At 71.3% G+C, this 25,862-nt stretch carries 27 protein-coding genes; 15 read left to right on the plus strand and 12 right to left on the minus strand.

Features of this window, described 5'->3' with window-relative positions; translation table 11 throughout:
* Positions 1-35: 35 nt before the first annotated feature.
* Entirely contained in the window at positions 36-1,217 is a 1,182-nt protein-coding gene (locus AC5JJ1_RS19575) for an acyl-CoA dehydrogenase family protein (RefSeq protein ID WP_495786792.1), read from the minus strand.
* A gap of 72 nt (positions 1,218-1,289) precedes the next feature.
* Entirely contained in the window at positions 1,290-2,183 is an 894-nt protein-coding gene (locus AC5JJ1_RS19580) for a LysR substrate-binding domain-containing protein (protein WP_495786793.1), read from the minus strand.
* A 209-nt stretch (positions 2,184-2,392) separates the two neighbouring features.
* Here AC5JJ1_RS19580 and katG point away from each other — a divergent pair, with 209 nt between their 5' ends.
* A complete protein-coding gene (katG, locus tag AC5JJ1_RS19585; protein ID WP_495786794.1) occupies positions 2,393-4,627 on the plus strand; it encodes a catalase/peroxidase HPI in 2,235 nt (744 codons plus the stop codon).
* Positions 4,628-4,670: 43 nt separating this feature from the next.
* Here the strand turns inward: katG and AC5JJ1_RS19590 are convergent, their stop codons facing one another.
* Genes AC5JJ1_RS19590 through AC5JJ1_RS19605 form a run of 4 tightly spaced genes read right to left on the minus strand, consistent with a single transcriptional unit; the run spans position 4,671 to position 7,712 of the window.
* Positions 4,671-5,597, minus strand: a complete 927-nt coding sequence (locus AC5JJ1_RS19590) for an ABC transporter ATP-binding protein (protein ID WP_495786795.1) — start codon at positions 5,595-5,597, stop codon at positions 4,671-4,673.
* Positions 5,594-6,220, minus strand: a complete 627-nt coding sequence (locus AC5JJ1_RS19595; RefSeq protein ID WP_495786796.1) for an ABC transporter permease — start codon at positions 6,218-6,220, stop codon at positions 5,594-5,596. Before AC5JJ1_RS19595 ends, AC5JJ1_RS19590 begins: the two co-directional genes overlap by 4 nt.
* A complete protein-coding gene (locus AC5JJ1_RS19600; protein ID WP_495786797.1) occupies positions 6,220-6,837 on the minus strand; it encodes an ABC transporter permease in 618 nt (205 codons plus the stop codon). Before AC5JJ1_RS19600 ends, AC5JJ1_RS19595 begins: the two co-directional genes overlap by 1 nt.
* Positions 6,837-7,712, minus strand: coding sequence for a glycine betaine ABC transporter substrate-binding protein (locus AC5JJ1_RS19605; protein ID WP_495786798.1), 876 nt, complete (start codon positions 7,710-7,712; stop codon positions 6,837-6,839). Before AC5JJ1_RS19605 ends, AC5JJ1_RS19600 begins: the two co-directional genes overlap by 1 nt.
* A 91-nt stretch (positions 7,713-7,803) precedes the next feature.
* Here AC5JJ1_RS19605 and AC5JJ1_RS19610 point away from each other — a divergent pair, with 91 nt between their 5' ends.
* The 4 genes from AC5JJ1_RS19610 to AC5JJ1_RS19625 are packed head-to-tail and all read left to right on the plus strand — an operon-like array spanning position 7,804 to position 11,373.
* On the plus strand, positions 7,804-8,589 hold the full coding sequence (locus tag AC5JJ1_RS19610; protein WP_495786799.1) for a class II glutamine amidotransferase: 786 nt from the start codon (positions 7,804-7,806) through the stop codon (positions 8,587-8,589).
* Positions 8,586-9,416 carry a uroporphyrinogen-III synthase gene (locus AC5JJ1_RS19615; RefSeq protein WP_495786800.1) on the plus strand — a complete coding sequence of 277 codons (831 nt, stop codon included), beginning with the start codon at positions 8,586-8,588 and terminating at the stop codon, positions 9,414-9,416. The genes AC5JJ1_RS19610 and AC5JJ1_RS19615 overlap by 4 nt, the downstream gene beginning before the upstream one ends.
* Positions 9,417-9,461: 45 nt before the next feature.
* Positions 9,462-10,370, plus strand: a complete 909-nt coding sequence (gene puuE, locus AC5JJ1_RS19620) for an allantoinase PuuE (protein WP_495786801.1) — start codon at positions 9,462-9,464, stop codon at positions 10,368-10,370.
* 19 nt (positions 10,371-10,389) lie between these two features.
* The gene (locus AC5JJ1_RS19625) at positions 10,390-11,373 is read left to right on the plus strand and encodes a tripartite tricarboxylate transporter substrate-binding protein (RefSeq protein ID WP_495786802.1); all 984 of its coding nucleotides are present in this window, start codon (positions 10,390-10,392) and stop codon (positions 11,371-11,373) included.
* Here the strand turns inward: AC5JJ1_RS19625 and AC5JJ1_RS19630 are convergent.
* Together AC5JJ1_RS19630 and AC5JJ1_RS19635 are read right to left on the minus strand one after the other, a co-directional pair.
* Positions 11,370-11,648, minus strand: coding sequence for a cupin domain-containing protein (locus AC5JJ1_RS19630; RefSeq protein ID WP_495786803.1), 279 nt, complete (start codon positions 11,646-11,648; stop codon positions 11,370-11,372). The two genes, AC5JJ1_RS19625 and AC5JJ1_RS19630, sit on opposite strands and share 4 nt — an antisense overlap.
* Positions 11,649-11,658: 10 nt before the next feature.
* Entirely contained in the window at positions 11,659-12,627 is a 969-nt protein-coding gene (locus AC5JJ1_RS19635) for a hydroxyacid dehydrogenase (protein ID WP_495786804.1), read from the minus strand.
* 281 nt (positions 12,628-12,908) lie between these two features.
* On the opposite strand from AC5JJ1_RS19635, the gene AC5JJ1_RS19640 reads away from it, so the two are divergent.
* Complete coding sequence (locus AC5JJ1_RS19640) at positions 12,909-14,498, plus strand: 2-isopropylmalate synthase (RefSeq protein ID WP_495786805.1); 1,590 nt, start codon at positions 12,909-12,911, stop codon at positions 14,496-14,498.
* Between the two features lie 77 nt (positions 14,499-14,575).
* Here the strand turns inward: AC5JJ1_RS19640 and AC5JJ1_RS19645 are convergent, their stop codons facing one another.
* From AC5JJ1_RS19645 to AC5JJ1_RS19655, 3 genes are all read right to left on the minus strand, one after another.
* Entirely contained in the window at positions 14,576-14,776 is a 201-nt protein-coding gene (locus tag AC5JJ1_RS19645) for a NepR family anti-sigma factor (protein ID WP_495786862.1), read from the minus strand.
* Positions 14,777-14,848: 72 nt separating this feature from the next.
* The gene (locus AC5JJ1_RS19650) at positions 14,849-15,457 is read right to left on the minus strand and encodes a sigma-70 family RNA polymerase sigma factor (RefSeq protein ID WP_495786806.1); all 609 of its coding nucleotides are present in this window, start codon (positions 15,455-15,457) and stop codon (positions 14,849-14,851) included.
* 73 nt (positions 15,458-15,530) lie between these two features.
* Positions 15,531-16,046, minus strand: coding sequence for a sigma-70 family RNA polymerase sigma factor (locus tag AC5JJ1_RS19655; RefSeq protein WP_495786807.1), 516 nt, complete (start codon positions 16,044-16,046; stop codon positions 15,531-15,533).
* 69 nt (positions 16,047-16,115) lie between these two features.
* On the opposite strand from AC5JJ1_RS19655, the gene AC5JJ1_RS19660 reads away from it, so the two are divergent.
* The 4 genes from AC5JJ1_RS19660 to AC5JJ1_RS19675 all read left to right on the plus strand — a co-directional run bounded on the left by AC5JJ1_RS19660 (position 16,116) and on the right by AC5JJ1_RS19675 (position 19,613).
* A complete protein-coding gene (locus AC5JJ1_RS19660; RefSeq protein ID WP_495786808.1) occupies positions 16,116-16,862 on the plus strand; it encodes a response regulator in 747 nt (248 codons plus the stop codon).
* A gap of 77 nt (positions 16,863-16,939) precedes the next feature.
* Positions 16,940-17,104 carry a DUF1328 domain-containing protein gene (locus AC5JJ1_RS19665; protein ID WP_495786809.1) on the plus strand — a complete coding sequence of 55 codons (165 nt, stop codon included), beginning with the start codon at positions 16,940-16,942 and terminating at the stop codon, positions 17,102-17,104.
* Positions 17,101-17,772, plus strand: a complete 672-nt coding sequence (locus AC5JJ1_RS19670; RefSeq protein ID WP_495786810.1) for a hypothetical protein — start codon at positions 17,101-17,103, stop codon at positions 17,770-17,772. The genes AC5JJ1_RS19665 and AC5JJ1_RS19670 overlap by 4 nt, the downstream gene beginning before the upstream one ends.
* 2 nt (positions 17,773-17,774) lie before the next feature.
* Complete coding sequence (locus AC5JJ1_RS19675) at positions 17,775-19,613, plus strand: ABC transporter ATP-binding protein/permease (RefSeq protein WP_495786811.1); 1,839 nt, start codon at positions 17,775-17,777, stop codon at positions 19,611-19,613.
* A 192-nt stretch (positions 19,614-19,805) separates the two neighbouring features.
* Here the strand turns inward: AC5JJ1_RS19675 and AC5JJ1_RS19680 are convergent, their stop codons facing one another.
* Entirely contained in the window at positions 19,806-20,042 is a 237-nt protein-coding gene (locus AC5JJ1_RS19680; RefSeq protein WP_495786812.1) for a YMGG-like glycine zipper-containing protein, read from the minus strand.
* A gap of 222 nt (positions 20,043-20,264) precedes the next feature.
* On the opposite strand from AC5JJ1_RS19680, the gene AC5JJ1_RS19685 reads away from it, so the two are divergent.
* The 5 genes from AC5JJ1_RS19685 to rodA all read left to right on the plus strand — a co-directional run bounded on the left by AC5JJ1_RS19685 (position 20,265) and on the right by rodA (position 25,859).
* Complete coding sequence (locus tag AC5JJ1_RS19685; RefSeq protein WP_495786813.1) at positions 20,265-21,308, plus strand: rod shape-determining protein; 1,044 nt, start codon at positions 20,265-20,267, stop codon at positions 21,306-21,308.
* 57 nt (positions 21,309-21,365) lie between these two features.
* Positions 21,366-22,229 carry a rod shape-determining protein MreC gene (mreC, locus tag AC5JJ1_RS19690; protein WP_495786814.1) on the plus strand — a complete coding sequence of 288 codons (864 nt, stop codon included), beginning with the start codon at positions 21,366-21,368 and terminating at the stop codon, positions 22,227-22,229.
* Positions 22,230-22,235: 6 nt separating this feature from the next.
* On the plus strand, positions 22,236-22,769 hold the full coding sequence (gene mreD / locus AC5JJ1_RS19695; protein WP_495786815.1) for a rod shape-determining protein MreD: 534 nt from the start codon (positions 22,236-22,238) through the stop codon (positions 22,767-22,769).
* A 91-nt stretch (positions 22,770-22,860) separates the two neighbouring features.
* On the plus strand, positions 22,861-24,711 hold the full coding sequence (gene mrdA / locus AC5JJ1_RS19700; protein ID WP_495786863.1) for a penicillin-binding protein 2: 1,851 nt from the start codon (positions 22,861-22,863) through the stop codon (positions 24,709-24,711).
* Positions 24,708-25,859 (plus strand): rod shape-determining protein RodA, encoded by a 1,152-nt coding sequence (gene rodA, locus AC5JJ1_RS19705; protein ID WP_495786816.1) that lies wholly within the window; start codon positions 24,708-24,710, stop codon positions 25,857-25,859. Before mrdA ends, rodA begins: the two co-directional genes overlap by 4 nt.
* Positions 25,860-25,862 lie beyond the last annotated feature (3 nt).

A 25,862-nucleotide genomic window follows, 5' to 3' on the forward strand; every position in this document is an offset into this window, starting at 1 on the left:
GGCGGCAGCCTGGCCCCCGGCCCGTCACCCGGGCCTCACCCCTTCAGCATGCGGCGGGCGATGGCCATGCGGTGGACCTCGCTCGGCCCCTCATAGATGCGCTGGACGCGGACCTGGCTGGCCATCAGCTGCAGCGGCAGCTCCTTCGTCATGCCCATGGCGCCGAAGGTCTGCATGGCGTTGTCCAGCACCTCCTGCGCCATCTCGGTGGCGTAGACCTTCAGCATCGAGGCCTCGGTGCGGACATCCTCGCCGGCGGACATCTTGGCGGCGGCGTCGCGGACCATGAGGCGGGTGATGTGGATTTTGGTCGCGGCGTCCGCGACCCACCACTGGATGGCCTGGCGGTCGGCGAGGCGGACGCCGAAGGTGGTGCGGTTGTTCGCCTGCTCGCAGAGCATCTCGAGGGCGCGGCGGGCCATGCCGGTGCAGCGGGCGCCCATCTGCAGGCGGCGGACATTGAGGCGGAGCTGCATGGGCGCATAGCCCTGGCCGAGCGCGCCGAGGATCTGGCGGGCGGGCACGCGGCAATCCTCGAAGACCAGCTCATAGGTCCGCCGGCCGCCGATCATCGGGATCTCGCGCTCGATGATGAAGCCGGGCGTGCCGCGCTCGACGATGAAGGCGGTGACGCCCTCCTGGCGCTTCCCCTCGCCGGTGCGGGCCATGACGATGACGAAGTCGGCGCGCGGCACGCCGCTCACCCAGATCTTGCGGCCGTTGATGACCCAGTCCTCGCCGTCCTGCACGGCGCGGGTGGTCATCCCCGCCGGGTCGCCGCCGGCGCCGGGCTCGGAGATGGCGATGGAGGAGCGCATCTCGCCGCGGGCATAGGGGTCGAGATACTTCGTCCGCTGCTCGGGGTTGGCGACGGCGAGCAGCATGTGGAGGTTCGGGCTGTCGGGCGGGAAGATGAAGGGGGTGACGGTGCGGCCCATCTCCTCCTCGACCGCCATCAGCGCGGAGATGGGCAGGTCGGCGCCGCCGAACTCCTCCGGCACGTCGAGGCCGTAGAGGCCGAGCTCCCGGGCCTTGGCGAGCAGCGGGCCCTCCTCCTCCGGCGTCAGGCCGTACCTGCCGCCTTCCGACTCGCGCTTGAGCACGGCGGGCTCGAGCGGCATCAGGTCGCGCTCGACGAAGCGGGCGACGAGGTCGCGCACCATGCGGTGCTCCTCGGCCAGCGCCGGGATGGCGAAGCCGTCGGTGGTGAGGGCCATGGGTTTCTCTCCCGCGGGATCGGTTTGCGGCGAAGGCTAGACCCGTGCAGCGGGGGTGCCCATCCCCTGCCGCTAGATGGGGCCTGCCGCGAAGCCGCGCAGGCGGTCGCCGATCACCCGGCCGACGGCCTCGGCCGCGGCGCGGCGCGGGAAGCTCGCGCGCCAGACGAGCCGCACGGTCCGCCCGGTGCGCTCCCGGAGCGGCCGGAGGACGATGCCCATGTCCTGCGCCGTGCCGGCGGCGAGGCCCGGGATCAGCGTCGTGCCGTAGCCGGCGGCGACCATGCTGAGCAGCGTCGAGAGGCTCGCCGCGCGCAGCGTGCCGCCGAGAGCGCCGCTTTGGCCGCAGGCGGCGAGCGCCTGGTCGCGCAGGCAATGCCCGTCGGCCAGCACCAAGACGTCCTGGGCGAGGTCGGTCTCGGCCACGACCTCCCGGGCGGCCAGCGGGTGCTCGGGCGGCAGGGCGGCGAGGAAGGGTTCGTCGAAGAGCGGCTGGCTCGCGAACTCCGTTCCGTCCACCTCGGTCGCCAGCAGCGCCGCATCCAGCTCATGGGCGCGCAGCCGGTCGAGCAAGGTCAGGGTCTGGTCCTCCCAGGGCTCCAGCAGGAGGGTGGGCAGCGCCTCGTGCAGCGGGGCGAAGATAAGGGGGAGCAGGTAGGGCGCGAGCGTCGGGATGATACCGAGGCGGAGCTTGCCCGCCAGCGGGTCGCAGAGGTCGCGGGCGGCGGCGAGGATGGCATCCACCTCCGCCACCGCGGCGCGGACATGGCCGATCAGCCGCTCGCAGGCGCTGGTCGGGACCACCGCCTTGCGGTCGCGCTCGAACAGGGCGACGCCGAGCTGCTCCTCGAGCTTGCGGAGCTGCACGGAGAGCGTCGGCTGGCTGACGCCGCAGGCCTGGGCGGCGCGGCCGAAATGCCCGTATTCGGCGACCGCCAGCAGGTAGCGGAAATCCCGGAGGTTCATGCGGGGATTATGGGTGGCACGATAGCCGTTGCCTATCAGGACAGTTGAAAATTTCCGCTTACCTCTATCCGCATAACACGGCTAGCGTGGGTCGAGGCCGACAGGCCGAGAGGGAGGGAGACGCCGGGTCAAGGCCCGATCACGCAAGCCTTGGCCTGGCCGCCGCGACGCGGCCCGCACCCGTCAACGAATTGGCAGCGGAGAGACACATGGACGGCAATCAGAGCCCCGGCGCCGGTCAGTGCCCGGTGGTGCATGGCAGCGCGCCGCGGCACACCTCCTTCGGCGGCCGGTCGAACCGCGACTGGTGGCCCAATGCGCTGAACGTCAGGATCCTGCACCAGCACTCCAACCTCGCCAATCCGCTTGGCGAGGCCTTCGACTATGCGAAGGAGTTCGAGACGCTCGACCTCGAGGCGCTGAAGCAGGACCTCTTCGCGCTGATGCGCACCTCGCAGGACTGGTGGCCGGCCGATTACGGGCATTACGGCCCGCTTTTCATCCGCATGGCCTGGCACAGCGCGGGCACCTACCGCACCGGCGATGGCCGCGGCGGCGCCGGCGGGGGCACGCTGCGCTTCGCCCCGCTCAACAGCTGGCCGGACAACGGCAACCTCGACAAGGCAGTGCGGCTGCTCTGGCCGATCAAGAAGAAGTACGGCCGCAAGATCTCCTGGGCCGACCTCATCGTCTTCGCCGGCAACTGCGCGATCGAGTCGATGGGGCTGAAGCCCTTCGGCTTCGCCGGCGGGCGCATCGACCTGTGGGAGCCGCCGGAGGACATCTACTGGGGCGCCGAGGATAGCTGGCTCGGCGACAAGCGCTACACCGGCGACCGCGAGCTGGAGGCGCCGCTGGCCGCGGTGCAGATGGGCCTCATCTACGTCAACCCGGAGGGGCCGAACGGCAAGCCGGACCCGGCGGCCTCGGCGCGCGACATCCGCGAGACCTTCGCGCGCATGGCGATGAATGACGAGGAGACGGTCGCGCTCATCGCCGGCGGCCATACCTTCGGCAAGTGCCATGGCGCGGGCAGCCCGCAGGAGCATGTCGGGCGCGAGCCGGAGGGGTCCGACATCGAGGAGATGGGCCTCGGCTGGAAGAGCAGGTTCGGCAAGGGCCATGGCGTCCATGCCATCACCAGCGGCCTCGAGGGCGCCTGGACCACCAACCCGATCCAGTGGGACAACGGCTACTTCGACAACCTCTTCAAGTACGAGTGGGAGCTGACGAAGAGCCCGGCCGGCGCCTGGCAGTGGACGCCGACGGACCCGGCGGCGAAGACCACCGTGCCGGACGCGCATGACCCGGAGAAGCGCCACGCGCCGATGATGGCGACGACCGACATCGCGCTGCGCACCGATCCCAAGTATCTCGAGATCTCGAAGCGCTTCCACGAGAACCCGGACCAGCTGGCGGATGCCTTCGCCCGCGCCTGGTTCAAGCTGACGCATCGCGACATGGGGCCGGTCTCCCGCTATCTCGGCCCGCTCGTGCCGCAGGAGGTGCTGCTCTGGCAGGACCCGGTCCCGCCCGTCGCGCATCCGCTGATCGAGGCGGAGGACATCAAGGCGCTGAAGGCCAAGCTGCTTGCCTCGGGCCTATCGATCTCCGATCTCGCCGGGACGGCCTGGGCCTCGGCCTCGACCTTCCGCGGCTCCGACAAGCGCGGCGGGGCGAATGGGGCGCGCATCCGCCTCGCGCCGCAGAAGGATTGGGAGGTCAACGAGCCGCAGCGCCTCGCCGGCGTGCTGGCGAAGCTTGAGGGTATCCAGAAGGAGTTCAATGCCTCGCAGGCCGGCGGCAAGCAGGTCTCGCTCGCCGACCTGATCGTCCTCGGCGGCTGCGCCGCGGTGGAGGAGGCGGCGCGGAAGGCCGGTGCCGAGGTGGAGGTTCCCTTCACGCCCGGCCGGACCGATGCCTCGGCCGAGCAGACGGATGCGGAGTCCTTCGAGGTGCTGGAGCCGGTGGCGGATGGGTTCCGCAACTACCTCAAGCGCGACTACAAGGCCTCGCCGGAGGAGCTGCTGATCGACCGGGCGCAGCAGCTGATGCTGACCGCGCCGGAGATGGCGGTGCTGCTGGGCGGGCTCCGCGCGCTCAACATCAACCATGAGGGAGCGAAGCACGGCGTCTTCACCGACCGGCCGGAGACGCTGACCAACGACTTCTTCGTCAACCTGCTCGACATGGGCACGGCCTGGCAGCCTTCGGCGGAGAACGGCGTCTATGAGGGGCGGGACCGGGCGACGGGCCAGCCGCGCTGGACGGCGACGCGGGTCGACCTGATCTTCGGGTCGAACACGCAGCTCCGCGCGGTGGCGGAGGCCTATGCCTGCGACGACTCGCAGCCGGCTTTCCTCAGGGACTTCGTGAAAACCTGGACCAAGGTGATGAACCTCGACCGGTTCGACCTGGTGCAGAAGGCGTTGCAGAACGCCTGAACCGAGTTCGTGCCGTGGCCCGCAACAGGCCGCGGCACGGTGCTCAGCCCTGGCCGGCGAAGGCCAGGAGGTCGGCGAGGGTGATGGAGCCGCCGCCAGGAAGCGGAGCGGCGGCAGCGCCCTCCGCGAGCATGCGGGCGAGGGCGTCACGGAGCGTGGCGCCCTCGGGCAGGGCGGGGCCGGGCGCCGGTTCCGCCCGCGCCGGCAGCGATGACAGCGGAAAGAGCGCAAGGCGCAGCAGCATGCGGTCGGCGCCGAGGAATTCGGCGGCGAAGTCATCGGACGGGTGCGCCAGCATCTCCGCGGCCGGCGCGTGCTGGACGAGGCGACCGTCGCGCAGCAAGGCCACGGCGTCGCCGAGGCGGACGGCCTCCGCCACGTCATGCGTCACCAGCAGCACGGTCTTGCGGAGCTGCTGGAGCAGGCGCAGCACCTCCTCCTGCAGCTTGCCGCGCTGGACGGGATCGACGGCGCCGAAGGGCTCGTCCATCAGCAGCACGGGCGGGTCGCCGGCGAGCGCCCGGGCGACGCCGACGCGCTGGCGCTCGCCGCCCGACAGCTCATGCGGGCGGCGGGCGGCGAAGCGGGCCGGGTCGAGGCCGACCATGGCGAGCACCTCCTCCACCCGGGCGCGGATGCGGGCGCGGTCCCAGCCAAGCAGCGTCGGCACGGTGGCGATGTTCGCCGCTACGTCCCAATGCGGGAAGAGTCCGACCTCCTGGATGACATAGCCGATGCGGCGGCGGAGCGTGACGGCGTCCATGGCGCGGGCATCCTCGCCGCCGATGCGGATGGTGCCGGCGCTCGGCTCCACCAGGCGGTTGACCATGCGCAGCAGCGTCGTCTTGCCGGAGCCGGAGGGGCCGATCAGGGCGCAGCTCGTGCCTTCGGGGACGGCAAGCGAGACATTCTCCACCGAGGCGCGGTCGGCGCCGGGCCAGCGCTTGCTGAGGCCCTCGATCTCGATCATGCGCCGCGGACCCGCGCGGCGAGGTGGCGTTCCAGCATGCCGAGCGCGGCCTCCGTGCCAAGGGCGAGCAGGGCGATGGCGATGGCGCCGACCAGCATCCGCCCGGTATCGAGCAGGGCGAGGCCCTGGGTGACGAGGTCGCCGAGCCCGCCGCCGCCGATGAAGGTGGCGAGCGCCGCGGCCGAGACCACCTGCACCGCGGCGACGCGCAGCCCCGAGAAGATCAGCGGCGCGGCGAGCGGCAGCTCTACGCGCATCGCCCGCTGCGGGCCGGTCATGCCGAGGCCGCGCGCGGCATCCAGCGCGGCGGGATCGGCGCCCCGGATGCCGATCACCGTGTTCACCAGGACGGGCGGCAGGGCGAGGAGGGCGAGGGCCACCACCGAGGGGGTGAAGCCGACGCCGAGCAGCGGCAGCAGCGCGGCGAGCACGGCGAGGCTCGGGATGGTGCGCAGCGCGCCGGCGAGCATGATGGCGCCTTCGGCGAGGCGCGGACGGTGGGCGACGGCGATGCCGAACGGCAAGGCCAGCGCCACGCCGATGGCGAGGCCGGTAAGCGAGAGGAGCAGGTGGTCGCCGACCGCGGCGAGGAAGAGGCCGGGATGGGTGCTGAGCCACTCCATCAGCGGCTCGCCGGTAGGCGGCGCTGCACGGCGCCGAGGCCAGCATCGATCAGCAGCGCCATGAGGGTGACGAGTCCGGCGCCGACCAGGATCTTCTCCGTATGGCCCTGGTCGAGGCCGCTGAGGATCAGCGTGCCGAGGCCGCCGGCGCTGATATAGGCGGCGACCGTCGCGGCCGAGACGAGGGTGACCGAGGCGACGCGGAGGCCGCCCAGCAAGGCCGGCAGGGCGAGAGGCAGCTCCACCCGGAACAGGCGCTGCCGGCGGCTGAGGCCCATGCCCTCCGCCGCGTCGAGTACGGCGGGCGGCACCGAGGCCAGGCCGGCGACGAGCGCGCGCAGCAGCACGGGCACCGCATAGGTGACGAGGGCGAGCAGCGCGGGCGCGAAGCCGAGGCCGAGCACCGGCACCAGCAGGGCGAAGAGGGCCAGCGTCGGCAGCGAGTAGAGCACCGAGGCGGTGCCGAGCAGGCCGGTGCGGAGGCCGGGGCGGCGGGCGACCAGCAGGCCGAGAGGGAGGGCGATCAGCAGCGCGAGGGCGAGGGAGGCGGCGACCAGCTCGGCGTGAGCCAGCAGGGCGGCGCCGATCGCATCGAGGTTGCGGCCCGTCCAGCGCATCAGGCGAGCCCGTGCTCGTGGAGGAAGCGGGCGGCGACCTCGCGCGGCTCCTCGCCGTCCTGGTCGACCTGGCGGTTCAGCTCCTGCATCACGCCATTGTCGAGCGTCGCGCCGATGGCCAGCAGCGGCCGGACGAGGCCGGGGACGTCCCGCAGCGCCTGCTGCCGGACCACGGCGGCGAGCTGGTAGGGCGGCCAGAGATGCCGGTCGTCGCGGAGGGTGGTGAAGCCGTAGGTGGCGATCTGCCAGTCCGTCGCATAGGCGTTCACCACATCGGCCTGGCCGTGGTTCAGCGCGGCATAGCGGAGGCCGAGGGCGGCGAATTGGCGGAAGCGGCGGAACTCCATGCCATAGACGCGGCGGAGGCCGGGAAGCCCGTCGGCGCGGTCGGCGAATTCATTGCCGGCAGCCAGCGTCAGGCGCGGGGCGGCGCGGGCGAGGTCGGAGAGGGTGGCGAGGCCGTAGCGCCGCGCCGTCTCCGGCAGGACCAGCAGGGCATTGCCGTTGTCGATGCCCGAGGGATCGAGCCAGTCGAGGCCGAGCGGTGCATAGCCGGCGCGGACCTTGGCCAGCACCTCGGCCGCATCGCCCTCTGGCGGCTGCTTGAGGACGACGCCCAGGCCGGTGCCGGTGTATTCCGGGTAGAGGTCGATCTCGCCCGCGAGCAGCGCCTGGTGGGCAATGGCCGTGCCGCCCAGGTTGACGCGGCGCTGCACCGTGGCGCCGGCGCGTTCCAGCCCCTGGGCGAAAAGCTCGGCGACGACCAGCTGCTCGGTGAAATTCTTCGACCCGACGCGCAACAGGGGCGCCGCCCGGGCGGGGGCGGGCGCGGCCAGGGGCGCGGCCAGGGCGGCGAGGAACGGGCGTCTCCGCATCCGGTGAGCCTAGACCGGCGGAACGAACGGGCCAAATGCCCGCTCAGGCAGCGTGGAGGGTCAGGCTGGCGAGATGTGTGAACTTCTTGGGATGAGCGCCAATGTCCCCACCGATATCTGCTTCAGCTTCGCCGGACTGATGCAGCGCGGCGGCAGGACCGGGCCGCATGCGGATGGCTGGGGGATCGCCTTCTACGAAGGCAAGGGCGCGCGGGCCTTCCATGACCCCCGGCCCTCGGCGGACTCGGAGGTGGCGCGCTTCGTCCGCGACCACCCGATCAAGAGCTGCACCGTCCTCTCGCATATCCGCCGGGCCAACCGGGGGCGGGTGGCGCTGGAGAACACCCACCCCTTCCAGCGGGAGCTCTGGGGGCGGCTCTGGACCTTCGCGCATAACGGGCAGCTCGCCGGGGTGAAGCGCTGGCCGCTCCGGCACTACCACCCGGTCGGGACGACCGACAGCGAGCACGCCTTCTGCTGGATGCTCGACCGGCTGCGGGAGACCTTTCCGGCCTCGCCGCCCGGGCATCGGCTGGCGGCGGCGATCGAGGCGCTGTCGGGGCGCCTGGCGGCGACGGGCGTCTTCAACATGCTGCTGAGCGACGGGCGCTGGCTCTACTGCTTCTGCGGCAAGCGCATGGCCTGGCTGACGCGGCGGGCGCCCTTCGGCCCGGCGACGCTGATCGACGAGGACCTCAGCGCCGACTTCGCCAAGGAGACCACGCCGCGCGACGTGGTGACGGTGGTGGCGACGCGGCCCTTGACCCGGGACGAGGCCTGGACGGTGATGGAGCCGGGGCAATACGTCGTCTTCCGCCGCGGCGAGCGGTGGATGCACCGGCGGGTATCGGTCCCGGAGCTGGAGCTGGCGGCATGAGCGAGACGGTGGGCGGGGCCATGGCCGGGCTCCGGGTGGTGGTGCCGGAGACGCGGGAGCTGGAGGTGCTGGCGCGGATGCTGGAGCGCCAGGGTGCGCAGGCGATCCGCTGCCCGCTGGTCGCCATCGTCGACGCGCCCGACCCGGCGCCGATCGAGGCCTGGCTGCGGCGCTTCATCGCCACGCCGCCGGACGACCTGATCCTGCTGACCGGGGAAGGGCTGGGGCGGCTGCTCGGCGTGGCGGAGCGGGCGGGGATCGAGGGCGAGTTCCGCGCGGCGCTGGCCGGTGCCAGGCGCATCTGCCGTGGGCCGAAGCCGAGCCAGAAGCTCAGGAGCATCGGCCTCGGGCCGGACCTGGCGCCGGAGCCGGCGACGACGGCGGGGATCATCGCGGGCCTGCGGGCGCTCGACCTGCACGGGCGGCGGGTGGCGGTGCAGCTCTATCCCGACAACCCGAATGCGCCGCTGCTCGACTTCCTCCGCGAGGCGGGGGCGGAGGCGGACCCCGTTCTCCCTTACGCCTATGCGACGCGGGCGGAGGACGAGCGGGTGCTGGAGGCGATGGGCGAGATGGCGGCCGGGCGGGTCGACCTCGTCGTCTTCACCAGCACGCCGCAGGTGCGGCGGCTGGTGAGCCTGGCCGAGGAGGCGGGGCGGCAGGCGGTGCTGGCCGAGGCGCTCCGGCGGACGCGGATCGCGGCCGTCGGGCCCGTGGTCGCCGAGGCGGTGAGGACAGCGGGCGGCGAGGTGGCGGTGATGCCCGAGGAAAATTTCCACATGAAGCCGATGGTGAATGCCATCCTGCAGGGGCTCGGCCGGGCCTAGCCGCGGGGATTGCGGGGCGGGGGCGGCGCGGGCCACACTCCCGGTATGATCCTCGCCGGCGACACCGAGCATCCCCGCGACTTCCACGGCTACGGGCCCAACCCGCCCGATCCGCTCTGGCCGGGCGGGGCGCGGCTCGCCCTCTCCTTCGTGCTGAATTACGAGGAGGGCGCCGAGAACAGCGTGCTCAACGGCGATGCGGGAAGCGAGCTCTACCTGCACGAGGTGCCGGGCGGCACGCCGCGGGCGGAGCGGGACCTCTCGACCGAGAGCCAGTTCGACTACGGCGCGCGGGCGGGGCTGTGGCGCATCCTGCGGCTGTTCGGGGAGCGCAAGCTGCCGCTGACGATCTATGCGGTCGGGCGCGCGCTGGAGCTGCACCCGGAGGCGGGCCAGGCCTTCGCCGAGGCGGGGCATGAGGTGGCGAGCCATGGCTGGCGCTGGATCGACTATCGCGGCGTGCCGGAACAGGTGGAGCGCGACCACATCACCCGCTGCGTCGAGGTGATCGAGCGGACCACGGGCAGCAGGCCGGTCGGCTGGTATACGGGGAGGATCAGCCCGCGGACGCGACGGCTGGTCGCGGAGCATGGCGGCTTCCTCTACGACAGCGACTCCTACGCGGACGACCTGCCCTACTACGTGCGGGCGGCGGGGAAGCCGCTTCTCGTCGTGCCCTATACGCTCGACAACAACGACATGAAATTCGCGGTGCCGCCGGGCTTCTCGGCGAATGACGGATTCACCCAGCACCTGACCGACAGCTTCGACCTGCTGCGGCGGGAGGGCGGGCGGATGATGTCGGTCGGGCTGCATTGCCGGCTGGCCGGGCGGCCGGCGCGCGCCGCGGCGCTCGAGCGCTTCCTCGACCATGTTGCGCGGCATCCCGATGTCTGGGTCTGCCGCCGTGCCGAGATCGCCCGGCACTGGCTGGCGCAGCACCCGCCCCAATAGGCCAACAAAGGAAACCTCCATGACGCTGCATCGCCGGTCTGCCCTCGGGCTGGGGTTCGCTGCCCTGGCCATGCCCGCCCTCGCCCAGCCGGCGCGGCCGATGGCGCGGATCGTCGTCGGCTTCCCGGCGGGCGGCAGCGCCGACACCACGGCGCGGCTGATCGCCGAGCGGCTGCGCGGGCCCTATGCGCAGAACGTCATCGTCGAGAACCGCGTCGGCGCCGCCGGGCGGCTGGCGGTCGAGGCGGTGAAGGCGGCGGAGCCGGATGGCAATACCATCCTGCTGACGGCGGCGAGCATGCTGGTCATCTTCCCGCATCTCTACCGCCCGGCAACGCTGCGCTACGACCCCTTCACCGACCTCATGCCGGTGACGCCGGCCGGGGAGTTCCCCTTCGGCATGGGCGTCGGGCCGATGGCGAACAGCGTCGGCACGCTGGCGGCCTTCAAGGACTGGGGCGCGGGCAAGACCGACATCCCCTATAGCAGTGCGGCGGCGGGCAGCATGCTGCACTTCCTCGGCGTGCAGGTGGCGAAGGCGACCGGGCTGTCCATGACGCATATTCCCTACCGGGGCAGCGCGCCGGCGATCCAGGACCTGCTCGGCGGGCGGCTGGCGGCGAGCTACCACCCGATGGTCGACCTGGCGCCGCATGCGGCGACGCCGGGCGGGCCGGTGCGGCTGGCCGGCGTCTCCTCCGAGCAGCGGCTGCCGCGCTTCCCGGATGTGCCGACCTTCGCCGAGCAGGGCTATCCGCAGCTCACCGGGAGCGAGTGGTTCGGGCTCTTCCTGCCGGCGAAGACGCCGGCGGCGGTGCAGGAGGCCTTGCACCGCACGGCCGTGGAGGCGATCGGCACGCCCGATTACCGCGAGGCCATCGCCAGGCTGGAGATGCGGCCCTATCCGCTCTCCATCGCCGACTTCACCCGGCGCTTCCGGGCCGACTACGAGAAATGGGGGCCGATCATCGCCGAGAGCGGGTTCCGGCCGGAGGAAACCTAGGCCGACTTGTGCCGGCGCCCGGCGATGAACCGGGCGCCCTCGGGCCCGGCCAGCTCGGCATGCCGGTGCCCGGCCGGGACGCTGAAGACATCGCCCGGGCCGTAGGTCGTCGCCTGGCCGTCGCGGGTGAGGGTGAAGGCGCCACCGGTGATCAGCAGCTTGGCGTCGAAGGGGTGGCTGTGCTCCGGCACGGCCTTGCCGGGCGGCAGGTCGCGGTCGAGGACTTCGTTGAAGCCCTCCATGCGCAGGATGTCGGCGAAGTCCCTGGCGTCCATCTGTCGGTTCCTACCGGGCGATCTCGCCATTCACCATGAAGGCGGGGTCGCGCTTGCCGTCCAGCACGTCGAGGATGTTGCGAGCCGCCTGGCGGCCCATGCGGGCCAGGCCCTCCTCCGTGCTCGCCGCATTATGCGGGCTGACGACGACATTGGGCAGCGCATAGAGCGGGTTGGTGGCGTTGGAGGGCTCCACCTCCAGCACGTCGAGCCCGGCGCCCTGCAGGCGGCCGGCCTCGAGCGCGGCGACCAGGGCAGCCTCCTCCACGATCGGGCCGCGGGCGGTGTTCACCAGGATGGCGCCCGGCTTCAGCGCGGCGAAGGCGGCCGCATTCATCAGGTGGTGGGTGGCCGGCGAGAGGGGACAGTGCAGCGTCACCACATCCGCCGCGGCGAGGCCGGCCTGGAGGTCGCGGATGGGGGTGAAGCCGTCGGCGGCGATGCGGGCCGGGTGGAAGCCAGGGTCCATCACCATCACCTTCATCTGGAAGGCGCGGCAATAGTTGGCGACGCGGCTGCCGATGCGGCCATAGCCGACGACGAGGACGGAGCGGCCGGCGAGGTCGACCATCCCCGGCCCGCCCTTCGCCCACCAGCCGCCGGCCTTGACGATCTGGTCGTTGTCGAGGGCGCGGCGGGCGACGGCCAGCATCAGCATCATCGCATGCTCGGCGACGCTGAGGTCGTTGGTGCCGTTCACCACCATCACCGGGATGTCCCGCTCGGTGCAGGCGGCGATGTCGACCGTGTCGAAGCCGACGCCGTAGCGGGAGACGACCTTCAGCCGTGGTGCGGCGGCCAGCGCCGCGCGGTCCACCCGCTCCAGCCAGCATAGCACGGCGTCGGCGGAGGAGAGGTGCTGGTGGAACTGCTCCACCGGCGGGTCCTGCAGGGTGACGATGTCGAGGTCGCTCCGCTCCGCCAGCACGGCCTGGCCGGCAGGGTGCAGGGCGCGGCAAAGCAGGATGCGGTGCGGCATGTGGTCGGTCCTCCCCCGGATTGTGGTGGGATGGTGAAACCATCGGCGCCCGGCGCCAAGGCCCCTTGCCGCCCGGGCGGCACGCGGCTAGGTTGCGGGCTGCATGACCCTGCACGCGCCCCTTTCCGGCCTGACGAGCGGCTCCGCCGCCGGCCGCGCGTGCCCGCTTCTCGGCCTCCTCCTTCGACTTACCCGCCCCTGGGCGTGACGCTCGGCTGACGGCCGGCTTCGCTCAGGGGGGACTGAGCGAGAGGCTGCGCGAGCACGAAGGAACCGAGTCCATGGCTATCACCCATCCCAGCTTCGGCACGCTGGACGACAACCGCATCATCTTCTTCGACACCACCCTGCGCGACGGCGAGCAGTCGCCCGGCTTCTCGATGAACCTCGAGGAGAAGCTGCGCATGGCGGAGGCGCTGGCCGAGCTCGGCGTCGATGTCATCGAGGCAGGCTTCGCCATCGCCTCGCCGGGCGATTTCGAGAGCGTGCAGTCGATCGCGCGGAGGTTCGCCAAGGACGGGCCGGTGGTCGCCAGCCTCGGCCGCGCCAACCCGGCCGACATCCTGCGCAGCGCCGAGGCGCTGAAGCCCGCCGCCCGCAAGCGCATCCACATCGTCCTGGCGACCTCCGAGCTGCATATGCGCGTCAAGCTGCGCATGTCGCCGGAGGAGGTGCTGGACCTGACCACCAGCAGCGTCAGCCTCGGCCGCCAGCACAGCGATGACGTCGAGTGGTCGGCGGAGGACGGCAGCCGCTCCGACCCGGACTTCCTCTGCCGCTGCGTCGAGGCGGCGATCAAGGCGGGGGCGACGACCATCAACATCCCCGACACCGTCGGCTACTCCATGCCGGAGGACATGGCGCAGATCTTCCGCGACCTGCGCAACCGGGTGCCCGGGATCGAGAAGGTCATCCTCTCCGCGCATAATCACAACGACCTCGGCATGGCCGTCGCCAACACCGTCGCCGCCATCCAGGCCGGCGTGCGGCAGATCGAGAGCACGATCAACGGCATCGGCGAGCGGGCCGGCAATGCCTCGCTCGAGGAGGTGGCGATGGCGCTGCGCACGCGGCGCGATGCGCTGCCCTACACCAACAACATCGTCACGCAGAAGCTGCTGCGCACCAGCAAGCTGCTGGCGACCATCACCGGCTTCGACGTGCAGCCGAACAAGGCGATCGTCGGCCGCAACGCCTTCGCGCATGAATCGGGCATCCATCAGGACGGCGTGCTGAAGGACGCCTCCACCTACGAGATCATGACGCCGGAGAGCGTGGGCTGGACCAAGAACAGCCTGGTGCTCGGCAAGCATTCCGGCCGGGCCGCCTTCCGCGACAAGCTGGCTGCACTCGGCTACACGGTCGGCGACAACCAGCTGAACGACGCCTTCCGCCGGTTCAAGGACCTCGCCGACCGCAAGAAGGTCGTCTACGACGAGGATGTCGTGGCGCTGGTCGATGACGAGGTGGTGCGCGGCAATGACCGGGTGAGGCTGCTGGCGCTGACCGTCGCCACCGGCCTCGGCACCAAGCCGATGGCGACCCTCGCCCTCGAGGTGGATGGCGAGCACCGCGACGGCATGGCAAGTGGCGACGGCGCGGTGGACGCGACCTTCAATGCCATCCGCCACGCCTTCCCGCATGAGGTGGCGCTGAAGCTCTACGCCGTGCAGAGCGTGACGGGGGGTACGGATGCGCAGGCGCGCGTGACCGTGCGGCTGGAGGAGGGCGGCAAGCTGGTCGATGGCCAGGGCGCCGACACCGACACCATCGTCGCCTCCGCCCGGGCCTATGTGCATGCGCTGAACAAGCTGCTGGTGAAGCGCGAGCGCACGGCGCCGGCCGAGATCACGCCGGCGCTCTCGGCCTGAGCGCATGAAAAAGGCCCCGGCCAGGCTGGCCGGGGCCCCCAAGGGCGCATGGCTTGGGGCGCGTCCGGTGGAGCGCGCTACTTCTCGTCGGAGGAGGACTGGTCCTCCTCGATCAGGCGCAGCAGCTCGTCCGGGATCGGCTCGCGCGCCACGGTATCGTAGAGCTGGTGCAGCCCACGCCGCAGCCAGACATCGAAGGCCTGGTCCACCTCCTTGCCCTCCTGCTCGATACCGGGCTTTGCCGGGGTGCTTGCGCGTTTCTTTTCGATCTTGCCCATCATCCCGGCCGCCAAGGACGGGCTGGCGGGGTGCCGCTCGAGCACCGCCGCCCCACTCCGTGTCATATTACACTATACCACAGAGCGGATTTCGCCAACGACCGTATCGGTCCGGTCGCGCTGTGCGCCGTTCCGGATCTCGGCGGCCGGCTGGTCCTCGCCCATCAGCCAGGCCTGGAGCTGGCGGCGGGCGCGGAAGACGCGGCTCTTCGCCGTGCCGACGGCGCAGCCGGTGGCCTGGGCGACTTCCTCGTAGGAAAGGCCCTGGAGAACCACCATGAACAGCGCCTCGCGCTGGTCGGAGGGCAGGCGGCCGAGGGCGCGGCTTAGCTCCTTGAGGACGAGGCGGTCCTCATGCGCGCCGCTGACGGCGAAGGCGGACATCGGCAGATCCTCGATGTCGGTCGTCTCGCGCTGCTTGCGGAGCGTGCTGATGAAGCGGTTGCGCAGGATGCGGTGCATCCAGGCGGCGAAGTTGGTGCCGGGGGTGAAGCTGTCCTTCGCCGCCAGGGCGTTGGCGACGGCATCCTGCACCAAATCCTCCGCAGCGGCCCGGTTGCGCGTCAGCGCCAGGGCCTGGACCCGCAGTTTCGGCAGCAGGGCGACGAGCTGGCCGTGGAATTCGGCAGCGCTGCTGACGGCGTGAGCGGGCTTCGCGGTGGTGTCGGTGTGTCCGTCCATAGTGGTCCGGTCCCTCTTTGCTTCGTCTGATAAGAAGTGATCGGCCAGGGCGAAGGGATGCATCACGCGCGCGTTAGGGCGTCACAGGATCGGGAGGCTGCTTTTCCAGCGCCTCGGCCAGCAACCGGCGTGCGCGGGAGACGCGGGCCTTCATGGTGCCGAGCGGGACGGCGCAGATGTCGGCCGCTTCCTGGTGCGAGAGGCCCTGCGCGCCGACCAAGATCACCGCCTCGCGCAGCAGCGGCGGCAGGTCGCGCAGCGCCCGCGTCAGGTCGCGCATGCGGCCGGGCACTTCCTGTTCGGCAGGCGCGCCCTGGTCCTCCGGCAGCGACTCGGCGAGCCGGCGTTCGCGGCGGCGCGAGCGAAGCTGCTCATGGAAGGTGTTGCGGATGACGGCGAGGCACCAGGCGCGGAGGTCGACACCCTCCGACTTGCCATCGAGCGAGCGCAAGGTTCGCAGCACCGCTTCCTGCACGAGATCGTCGGCTTCCGTACGGGAGCCCGAGAGGTACCGGGCAAAGGCCCGGAGTTCAGGCAACAATTGCGCGAGCGCCGTCCGCAGCGCGCGATCCATGGCTTGTTCGGTCACGACATGCTCAATATCACCACCTACGAGGTGCGATAAGGATATCCATCGCCTGTGCAGGATGAGAACGGCATGAGCGCCATCGACCGGGCGGGGATGATCAAGGCGCTGCCTTATGCGCGCCGCTATGCCCGCGCGCTGACCGGAACCCAGGCCCAGGGTGATGCCATGGTGGCGGATGCGCTGCGCCAGGTGATGGCGCAGCATTTCCCTGGGGATCCGACGCCCCGCGCCATCCTGTACCGCGCCGTGGGCGATGCCGTCCGCGCCGCCGATGCCGGGCCGCGGCATGATCCGGCCGGCCTGACCCTGCAGCAGCGCATGCTGCTGCTGCTGACCGCGCTGGAGGAGCAGCCGCTGACCGCGGCGGCGGCGGCCTGCCGCATCTCGCCGGCGGAAGCGGAGGCGGAGCTGCGCATCGCCCGCGACGGGCTGCGCACCGGCGTCACCGCGCGCGTGCTCATCATCGAGGACGAGCCGATCATCGCCCTCGACATCCAGGAGCTGGTGGAGCGCTGCGGCCACAGCGTCGTCGGCATCGCCGCGACGGAGACCGAGGCGGTGGAGATGGCCCGGGCGGAGCGGCCGGGGCTGGTGCTGGCCGACATCAATCTCGGCGCCGGCGGCGACGGGGCGAGTGCGGTCGCCCGCATCCTGCGCGACCTGACGGCGCCGGTCATCTTCGTCACCGCCTATCCGGAGCGGCTGCTGACCGGCGAGGCGGTGGAGCCGGCCTTCGTCATCACCAAGCCCTTCGATCCCACGACCCTGGCGGTGGCGACCTACCAGGCGGTGACGCGCGGCGTGCGGCCGGTTTGATGTAACACGGGTTCGTTAAGCATGGAGAACCGAATGGGGACGGCGGCGTTTTGCCGCCGTAGCCTGCGGAGGACGCCATGCTTTACTGGACGTTGATCTTCCTCGTCATCGCGCTGGTCGCCGGCGTGTTCGGCTTCGGCGGCATTGCCGTGGCCTCGGCCGGAATCGCCAAGATCCTCTTCACCGTCTTCATCGTTCTGTTCCTCCTCTCCCTGGTCTTCGGAGCCATTCGCAGGTCATGAGGCTCGGGCGGCGCGGTCTGCTTGCTGGCCTGGCCGTCGCCCTCCCCCTGGAGGGCGGCGTGCGGGCGCAGACTGCGGCCGGCCAGCGGAGCGAGCCGGACCTCTGGTTCGACCCAACGCAGCTCCCCTCCTTCACCGGCACCGTCGAGCGCTACCTGCCCAATCCGCGCGGCGAGGTGGATGGGCTGATCTTCCGGGAGGGCCCGCAGGTGGTCTTCCCGCCCGATGTGGCGGAGGCGGTGCGGCGCGATGCGCCGGCCGGCAAGTCCGTCATCGTCTGGGGCATCCGGGCGCGCCGGGCGCCGGTCATCACCATGCTCGCCTTCGCGCCCAATTCCGACGCGACGCCGGTGGTGGTGGACCGGTTCTACTGGCGGCTCGGCGGGCGGGTGGTGCAGGAGGGCGGAACCGCGCTGCGCCTTTCCGGCAAGGTCAAGCAGCCCTATTACACGCCGCAGGGCGAGGTGGCGGGAGCGATCCTCGAGGATGGCAGCGTCGTGCTGGTGCCGGCCGCCGCCGTCGAGGGCACGCAGGACCTGCTGAAGCCGGACCAGGCGCTGGCCGCGGCCGGGCCGGGGCGTGACGGGCCGGACGGGCGGGCGCTGCTCGCCGAGCGGCTCGGCCCCTCGCCCGATGCGATGCGGCCGGTGGCCGGCCCTCCGCGCTGACCATGGCCGAGGGCGCCAGCGCCGAGGAGGGCGGCAGGGCCGGCTTCATGGCCGGGTTCTGGCGGCTGACCAGGCAATACTACCGCGGCGAGGAGCGCAGGCGGGCCTGGTGGCTGACCGGCGGCGTGCTCGCGCTGACGCTGTTGCAGATCGGCGTGCAGGTGCGGTTCAATATCTGGAACCGCGACTTCTTCAACGCCCTCGAGTCGCGCGACCGCGACGCCTTCTTCGGGCAGCTCGGGCTGTTCATGGCGCTCACCGTCGGCAGCATGGTGACGGCGGTGTTCCAGCTCTACATGCGGCAGATGCTGCAGCTGCACTGGCGGGAATGGCTGGTGAGGCGGCTGCAGCATCGCTGGCTGGAGGGCGGGCGGCACTACCGCATCAACTTCCTGCCCGATGCGGCGGACAACCCGGACCAGCGGATCAGCGAGAACACGCGCTGGGCGACGGCGATCGCGGTCGACATGGCGGTCGGGCTGGTCAGCTCCGTGCTGATGCTGGTCTCCTTCGTCGGCATCCTCTGGACCCTGTCGGGGCCGCTGCATGTCTCGCTCGGCGGGAGCGAGCTCGAGATTCCGGGTTACATGGTCTTCGCGGCGCTGCTCTATGCGGGCATCGGCTCGGCGCTGACCTGGTTCATCGGGCGGCCGATGGTCGAGGCGAATATCCGGCGCAACGCGGCGGAGAGCGATCACCGCTTCGCGCTCGTGCGCCTGCGGGAGAGCAGCGAGGGCGTCGCGCTGATCCGCGGCGAGGCGGATGAGGAGCGCGGGCTGCACCGCGCCTTCGGCCAGGTGGCGAAGTCCATGCTCGACCTGATGCGGAGCGAGCGGCGGCTGATGTGGCTGACCTCGGCCTACGGGATGCTGCTGACGGTCTTCCCGGTGCTGGTGGCGAGCCCAAGGTATTTCGCGGGCGCTATCACGCTCGGCGTGCTGATGCAGATCTCCTCGGCCTTCGGGCAGGTGACGACCAGCCTCAACTGGTTCGTCGACAATTTCCCGCGCCTGGCCGACTGGCGCAGCCATGTGGCGCGCGTCGTCGAGCTGGAGGACACGCTGGACGGGGCGGATGTGGAGGAGGCGGACACCGTCATCGCCATCGAGGAGGGGCCGGGCGAGGATGGGCAGGAGGTGCTGGCCTTCCGCGACCTACAGATCGCCCAGGCCGATGGCACGCTGGTGATCGAGGAGGCGAATGCGGAGATCGCGCCCGGCGAGAAGGTGCTGATCCTCGGCGAGAGCGGGAGCGGGAAGTCGACGCTGTTCCGGGCGATCGCCGGGCTCTGGCCCTGGGGGGCGGGGCGCATCCGCATCCCCCGCCGGGCGGCGATGATGTTCATGCCGCAGCGGCCCTACCTGCCGCTCGGCACGCTGCATGCGGCGCTGACCTACCCGGCGTCGGCCGAGGAATTCCCGGCCCAGGCCGTGGAGGCGGCGCTCAGGCGCTGCGGGCTGGAGGGGCTGGTGTCGCGGCTGGAGGAGGAGGACCGGTGGGACCGCATCCTCTCCCTCGGCGAGCAGCAGCGGCTGGCCTTCGCGCGGCTGCTGCTGCACCGGCCGGGCTGGGTCTTCATGGATGAGGCGACGGCGGCGCTCGACGAGGCCAACCAGGACAGCATGATGCGGATGTTCGGGGAGGAGTTGGCCGGGAGCGCGCTGGTCTCGATCGGGCATCGCCCGGGGCTCGACGCCTATCACGACCGGACGCTGAAGCTGATTCCGGGGGCGGAGGGGGCCCGGCTTCGCCGCCGCCTGCCGCGGCGGGAGAAGAGCAAGCGCGGCTCGCTCCGTCGCTTCCTCCGCCGCAAGGTCCTGCCGGCCGGGGTGGCCGACTAGGGCGGTTTCCGTTCGCACTGGCTCACGGAAGCCGCTCTCATCCATTGTTCGGCCGAGCAAATAGCTCCGATCAGGTGTTTCCACCTGATCGGGGTTCGCTTGGCCAGGCAGCAGGCGGGTATGCGTTCCCTGAGGCAGGTCAGACTGAACGCGCCCCAGCGGATGGGCCCTGGGGCAGAGCCCGGTGGTCCCTCAGCGCCAGGCCGGCCGGCCGATATTGACGTCGCGGCCGCTGGTCAGCGCCCCGCCCGCGGCGCCGACGCCGCCGCCGATCAGCGCACCCGTGCCGATGCTGCCGCCGGTGAGCGCCGAGACGCCCGCGCCGGCGCCCGCGCCGAGCAGGCCGCCGGAGATGGCCCGGTCGCTCGTGCGGTAGCCGCAGGCGCCCAGGGCCAGGGTCGCGAGGAGGATGATCGTTGCCTTGCGCATGGTCTGGGTCTCCCGTGTTTCTCCTGCCACAACGTTCTATGTTCCGCTTAGGTTGCTATCCGGCGGTGTCGCAGGCTCGGGAGGGCCTTGAGTGGCGCGCGCCGGGCGGGTAAGGGCACGGCCTTCGCTACACCTCGCGGGCTGGTGATCTCTGCCTCGTCTTCAACCTTCGGGTTTGGCTGACGGGGCGGCCGGTGGCGCGACCAGGAAGGTTGGCTCCGCATGTTCTCTCGCCTGTTCGGCTTCCTCTCCGCCGACATGGCCATCGACCTCGGGACGGCGAATACGCTGGTCTATGTGAAGGGTCGGGGCATCGTGCTGAACGAGCCGAGTGTCGTCGCCATCGCCGATCTCCGCGGCCGCAAGCAGGTGCTGGCGGTGGGTGAGGAGGCGAAGATGATGCTGGGCCGCACCCCCGGCAACATCGCCGCCATCCGGCCGCTGCGGGACGGCGTGATCGCCGATTTCGAGGTGGCGGAGGAGATGATCAAGCACTTCATCCGCAAGGTGCACAACCGGCGGAGCTTCGCTTCGCCCATGATCATCGTCTGCGTGCCCTCGGGCAGCACGGCGGTGGAGCGGCGGGCGATTCAGGAAAGCGCCGAGAGCGCGGGCGCCCGCCGCGTGCTGCTGATCGAGGAGCCGATGGCCGCCGCCATCGGCGCCGGGCTGCCGGTGACGGAGCCCTCCGGCTCCATGGTCGTCGACATCGGCGGCGGGACAACGGAGGTCGCCGTGATCTCGCTCGGCGGGATCGTCTATGCGCGGAGCGTGCGCGTCGGCGGCGACAAGATGGACGAGGCGATCATTTCCTACACCCGCCGGCAGTTCAACCTGCTGATCGGCGAGAGCAGCTCCGAGCGGATCAAGATGGAGATCGGCGCCGCGGCGATGCCGGACCATGGCGAGGACGGACCGGTCACCGAGGTGAAGGGCCGCGACCTGATGCACGGCGTGCCGCGGGAGGTCTATGTCTCGCAGCGGCAGATCGCCGAGAGCCTGGCGGAGCCGGTGACGGCCATCGTCGAGGCGGTGAAGGTGGCGCTCGAGAACACGCCGCCGGAGCTCGCCGCCGACATCGTCGACAAGGGCATCATGCTGACCGGCGGCGGGGCGCTGCTGCACCGGCTGGACGAGGTGCTGCGCGCCTCGACGGGCCTGCCCGTGGTGGTGGCCGAGCAGCCGCTCTCCTGCGTCGCGCTCGGCACCGGGCGGGCGCTGGAGGAGATCAAGAGACTCCGCCAGGTGTTGAGTTCGATGTGTTGAGCCCCAGATAGGTTCTCGCGATAGCGTCAATTTCAACCCAGGGGTCGAGGTGGCGGCGTGATCCGGCTCAGCATTCCGCTCCGGCAGGCCCTGTCCCGCCTGTCCTTGCCCGTGCTGATCGCACTCGCCTTCGGCACCATGCTGCTCGGCAAGGCGGATGCGCTGCTGGCGGAGCGGGCGCGGATGGCCCTGGCCGACCTGCTGGCGCCGATCTGGGCGACCTTGCAGCAGCCGGTGGCCTTGGTGCGCGGGGCGGTGCGGGAGGCGGAATTCCTGCTCAATCTCAGGGCCGAGAATGCCCGGCTGCGCGAGGAGAATGAGCGGCTGCGGCGCTGGCAGGCGACAGCCCTCGCCCTCGAGGCGGAGAATGCGATGCTGCAGCGGCAGCTCCATGTCGTGCCGGAAGCGGCGCCGGCCTTCCTGACCGTGCGCGTCGTCGCCGATGGCGGCGGGATCTATGCGCGGGCGGTGCTGCTCGGCCTCGGGCCGAGCCATGGCGTGCGGAAGGGGCAGATCGCCCTCGACGAGCGCGGGCTGGTCGGGCGGGTGACGGAGGTGGGGCTGCGCTCCGCCCGGGTGCTGCTGGCGACCGACATGAACAGCCGCATCCCGGTGGTGCTGGAGGGCAGCCGGGCGCGGGCGATGATGGTCGGCACCAATGGCGCCCGCCCGCGGCTGCAGCATTGGCCGGAGGGCTCGGCGCCCGAGGATGGGGAGCGCATCGTCACCAGCGCGGAGGCGGGTGCCTTTCCGGCCGGGCTGCCGGTCGGCATCGTCCGCCGCAGCGAGGGCGGCGCGCCGGAGGTGGAGCTCTTCGCCCGGCTGGACCGGCTGGATGTGGTGCGCCTCTTCGATTACGGGCTGGGCGGCATTCTGCCGCCGGAAGCCGTGGCGCGGCCCGAGCCGTGGCCCAGGCGGTAGCGCGCCATGAAAGGGCGGCCCGCCCTCGCCATGGGGTTGCTGCGCCAGCTCGACGCGGTGGCCCGGGCCGCCTTCCCCACCGGCCTGACCGCCTTGCTGATGGTGCTGGCCGCGGTGCCGGTGGGCCCGCCCGGGCTGGTGCCGGCGGCGGCCCTGCCCTGCATCGTCTTCTGGTCGGTGTTTCGGCCCGCCGCCCTGCCGCCGCTGGCGGTGTTCGGGCTGGGGCTGCTCGGGGACCTGCTGAGCTTCGCCCCAATCGGCTCCGGCATGCTGACCTTGCTGGTCGTCGCCGGGCTGGTGACGCGGTGGCGGCGCGTCCTGGTGAAGCGGTCCTTCCTCACCGTCTGGCTCGCCTATTGCGGCGTGGCGCTGGGGGCGGCGGCGCTCGAGTGGCTGCTGCAGGTGGTGCTCGGGTGGCGGCTGGTGCCGGTGGCGCCGGGGCTCTACCAGGTGATGATGAGCGCGGGGCTCTATCCAGGCCTCGCCTGGGTGATGAGCCGGCTGCATGAGGCGATGAGTCGCGCGGAGAGCACGCCATGAGCCTACATGCGGAGAGCGCGGCATGAGGCTCTGGCGCAGGGCGGAGCGGGGGCTCGGCAGCGGCAAGCCGGGCGGGTCCGGCTTCAGGGGCATGCGCCGCGAGGAGGAGCGCCGGCGCGGCGTCTTCACCCGCCGGGCGCTGCTGCTCGGCGCCGGGCAGCTTGGGCTGTTCGGCTTCCTCGGCAGCCGGCTCTACCGGCTGCAAGCGGAGGAGGGCGACCGCTACGCGACCCTCGCCGAGGAGAACCGCGTCTCCGCCCGGCTGATCCCGCCGCCGCGCGGGCGCATCCTCGACCGCAACGGGCAGGTGGTGGCAGGCAACCAGCTGAACTGGCGGGCCCTGCTGGTCGCCGAGCAGACCCAGGATGTCGGGGCGACGCTCGACACTTTCTCCCGCATCGTGCCGCTGACCGAGCAGGAGCGGGCGCGGATCGAGCGCGAGCTGCGGCGGCGGCGGCGCTTCGTGCCCGTCGCGGTGCGCGAATTCCTCAGTTGGGAGGACATGGCGCGGATCGAGGTCAATGCCCCGGACCTGCCGGGTATCCTGATCGATGTCGGCACCACGCGGCTCTACCCGGAGGGGGAGCATCTCTCCCATCTCGTCGGCTATGTGGCGCCGCCGGCCGAGCGGGACATGGATGGCGACCCGCTGCTGGAGCTGCCCGGCATCCGCGTCGGCCGGGCGGGGATCGAGCGGCACCACGACCTGCTGCTGCGCGGCCGGGCGGGGGCGGTGCAGCTCGAGGTCAATGCCGTCGGGCGGGTGATCCGCGAGCTCGACCGGCGCGAGGGCGTGCCGGGGCAGGACGTCCAGATCTCGGTCGATGCCGGGCTGCAGAAGGCGCTGCGCGGCCGGATCGAGGAAGGCACCAGCATCGTCGTCATGGATACGCGGAACGGGGAGGTGCTGGCCATGGCCTCGCAGCCCTCCTTCGATCCGAATGTGTTCAATGCCGGCGTCTCCGCCGCGCAGTGGCGGCAATGGACGGCCAACCGGGCGACGCCGCTGATCAACAAGGCGACCAACGGGCTCTACGCGCCGGGCTCCACCTTCAAGATGATCGTGGGGTTGGCCGGGCTGGAGGCGCGGGTGGTGAAGCCGGGCGACCGGGTCTTCTGCCCCGGTCACATGGATCTGGGCGATACGCGCTTCCATTGCTGGCAGCGGCACGGGCATGGCTCGCTCGACATGCGGGGCGCCATCAAGCTCTCCTGCGACGTCTATTTCTACGAGGTGGCGAAGCGCGTCGGCATCGACCGGATCGCGGCCATGGCCAGCCGCTTCGGCCTTGGGGTCGATCTCGACATCGAGCTGCCGGGGACGAAGCGGGGGCTGGTGCCGACGCGGGCCTGGCGGCAGGCGCAGGGCAAGCCCTGGAACCTGGGCGACACCATCGTCCATGGCATCGGCCAGGGCTTCTACCAGCTGACGCCCCTGCAGCTCGCCACCATGGCGGCGCGGCTGGCGACGGGGCGGGCGGTGCAGCCGCACCTGACGCGGACGGTCGGCGGCAAGCCTGGCCGCGGCGGCAAGCCGGAGGACTGGCCCAGCCTCGGCATCCCGGAGCGGGATTTGCGCCTCATGCGCGAGGGAATGTGGGCGGTGGTCAACGAGCCTGGGGGCACGGCGCTCGGCGCGCGGCTGCCGGCAGGGCTCGGCGTGATGGCAGGCAAGACCGGCTCCGTCCAGGTCCGCCGCGTCAGCCGGGAGCAGCGGGAGCGCGGCTTCAAGGCGGAGAGCCAGCCGCGGGAATGGCGGCCGCATGCGCTCTTCGTCGCCTTCGCGCCCTATGACAACCCGCTCTATGCCGTGAGCGTCGTCGTGGAGCACGGCATGAGCGGCGCCGGGGCCGCGGCGCCGCTGGCCCGCGACGCCATGGTGGAGGCGTTCAACCGGCTGCGCCCGGCGCCGGGCCAGCGCATCGCCGAGGTCGGGCAATGAGCGTCACTTATGAGCGCCGGCTGCTGACGCGGGACCGCGGCTTCGGCCTGCTGCAGAAGCTCTGGCTGGTTCCCTGGAGCTTCGTGCTGCTGCTCTGCGCGGTCGCGGCCGTCGGCTATGTCGCGCTCTACTCCGCCGGAGGTGGATCGGCGGAGCCCTATGCGGCGAAGCATGCGCTGCGCTTCGGCTTCGGCCTGGTGCTGATGCTCTCGATCGCCATGATCGACATCCGCTTCATCGCGCGGCTGGCCTGGCTGGGCTACGCGGCGGGAATTGCGCTGCTGGTGCTGGTGCTGCTGCATGGCAATGTCGGCAAGGGGGCGCAACGCTGGATCGATATCGGCCCGCTGCAGCTGCAGCCCTCGGAGCTGATGAAGATCATGCTGGTGCTCGGCCTCGCCGCCTGGTTCCAGCGGGCGAGCTGGGAGCGCATGGGCAACCTGCTCTTCCTCCTGCCCCCGGCGCTCGCGGTGCTGCTGCCGGTCGGGCTGATCCTGAAGCAGCCCAATCTCGGCACGGCGCTCATCACTGGGATGGTCGGGGCGGCGGTGTTCTTCGCGGCCGGGGCGCGGTGGTGGAAATTCGCCCTCGCCGCGGGCGGCGTCGCGGTGGCGGCGCCGATTGCCTATGACCACCTGCATGACTACCAGCGGGCGCGGATCACCACCTTCCTCGACCCGGAGAGCGACCCGCTGGGGGCGGGGTACAACATCATCCAGTCGAAGATCGCGCTGGGCTCGGGCGGTTTGTGGGGCAAGGGCTTCCTGCAGGGAACGCAGGGGCACCTCAACTTCCTGCCTGAGAAGCAGACCGACTTCATCTTCACCATGATCGCCGAGGAATTCGGCCTGGTCGGGGCGCTGACGGTGCTCGGCCTGCTCTCGCTGGTGCTGGCCTTCTGCTTCGGCGTGGCGCTGCGCTGCCGGCACCAGTTCGGGCGGCTGATCGCGGTGGGGCTCGGGACCAACTTCTTCCTCTATGTCTTCGTGAACGTGGCGATGGTCACTGGCTCCATCCCCGTCGGCGGGGTACCGCTGCCGCTGATCTCCCATGGCGGCTCGGCCATGCTGACGACCATGCTGGGCTTCGGGCTGCTGCTTTCGGTCCATGTCCACCGGGATGCGGAATTCGGTCCGGCACGCGATTGAGCG

The sequence above is a fragment of the Belnapia sp. genome (assembly GCF_059504005.1).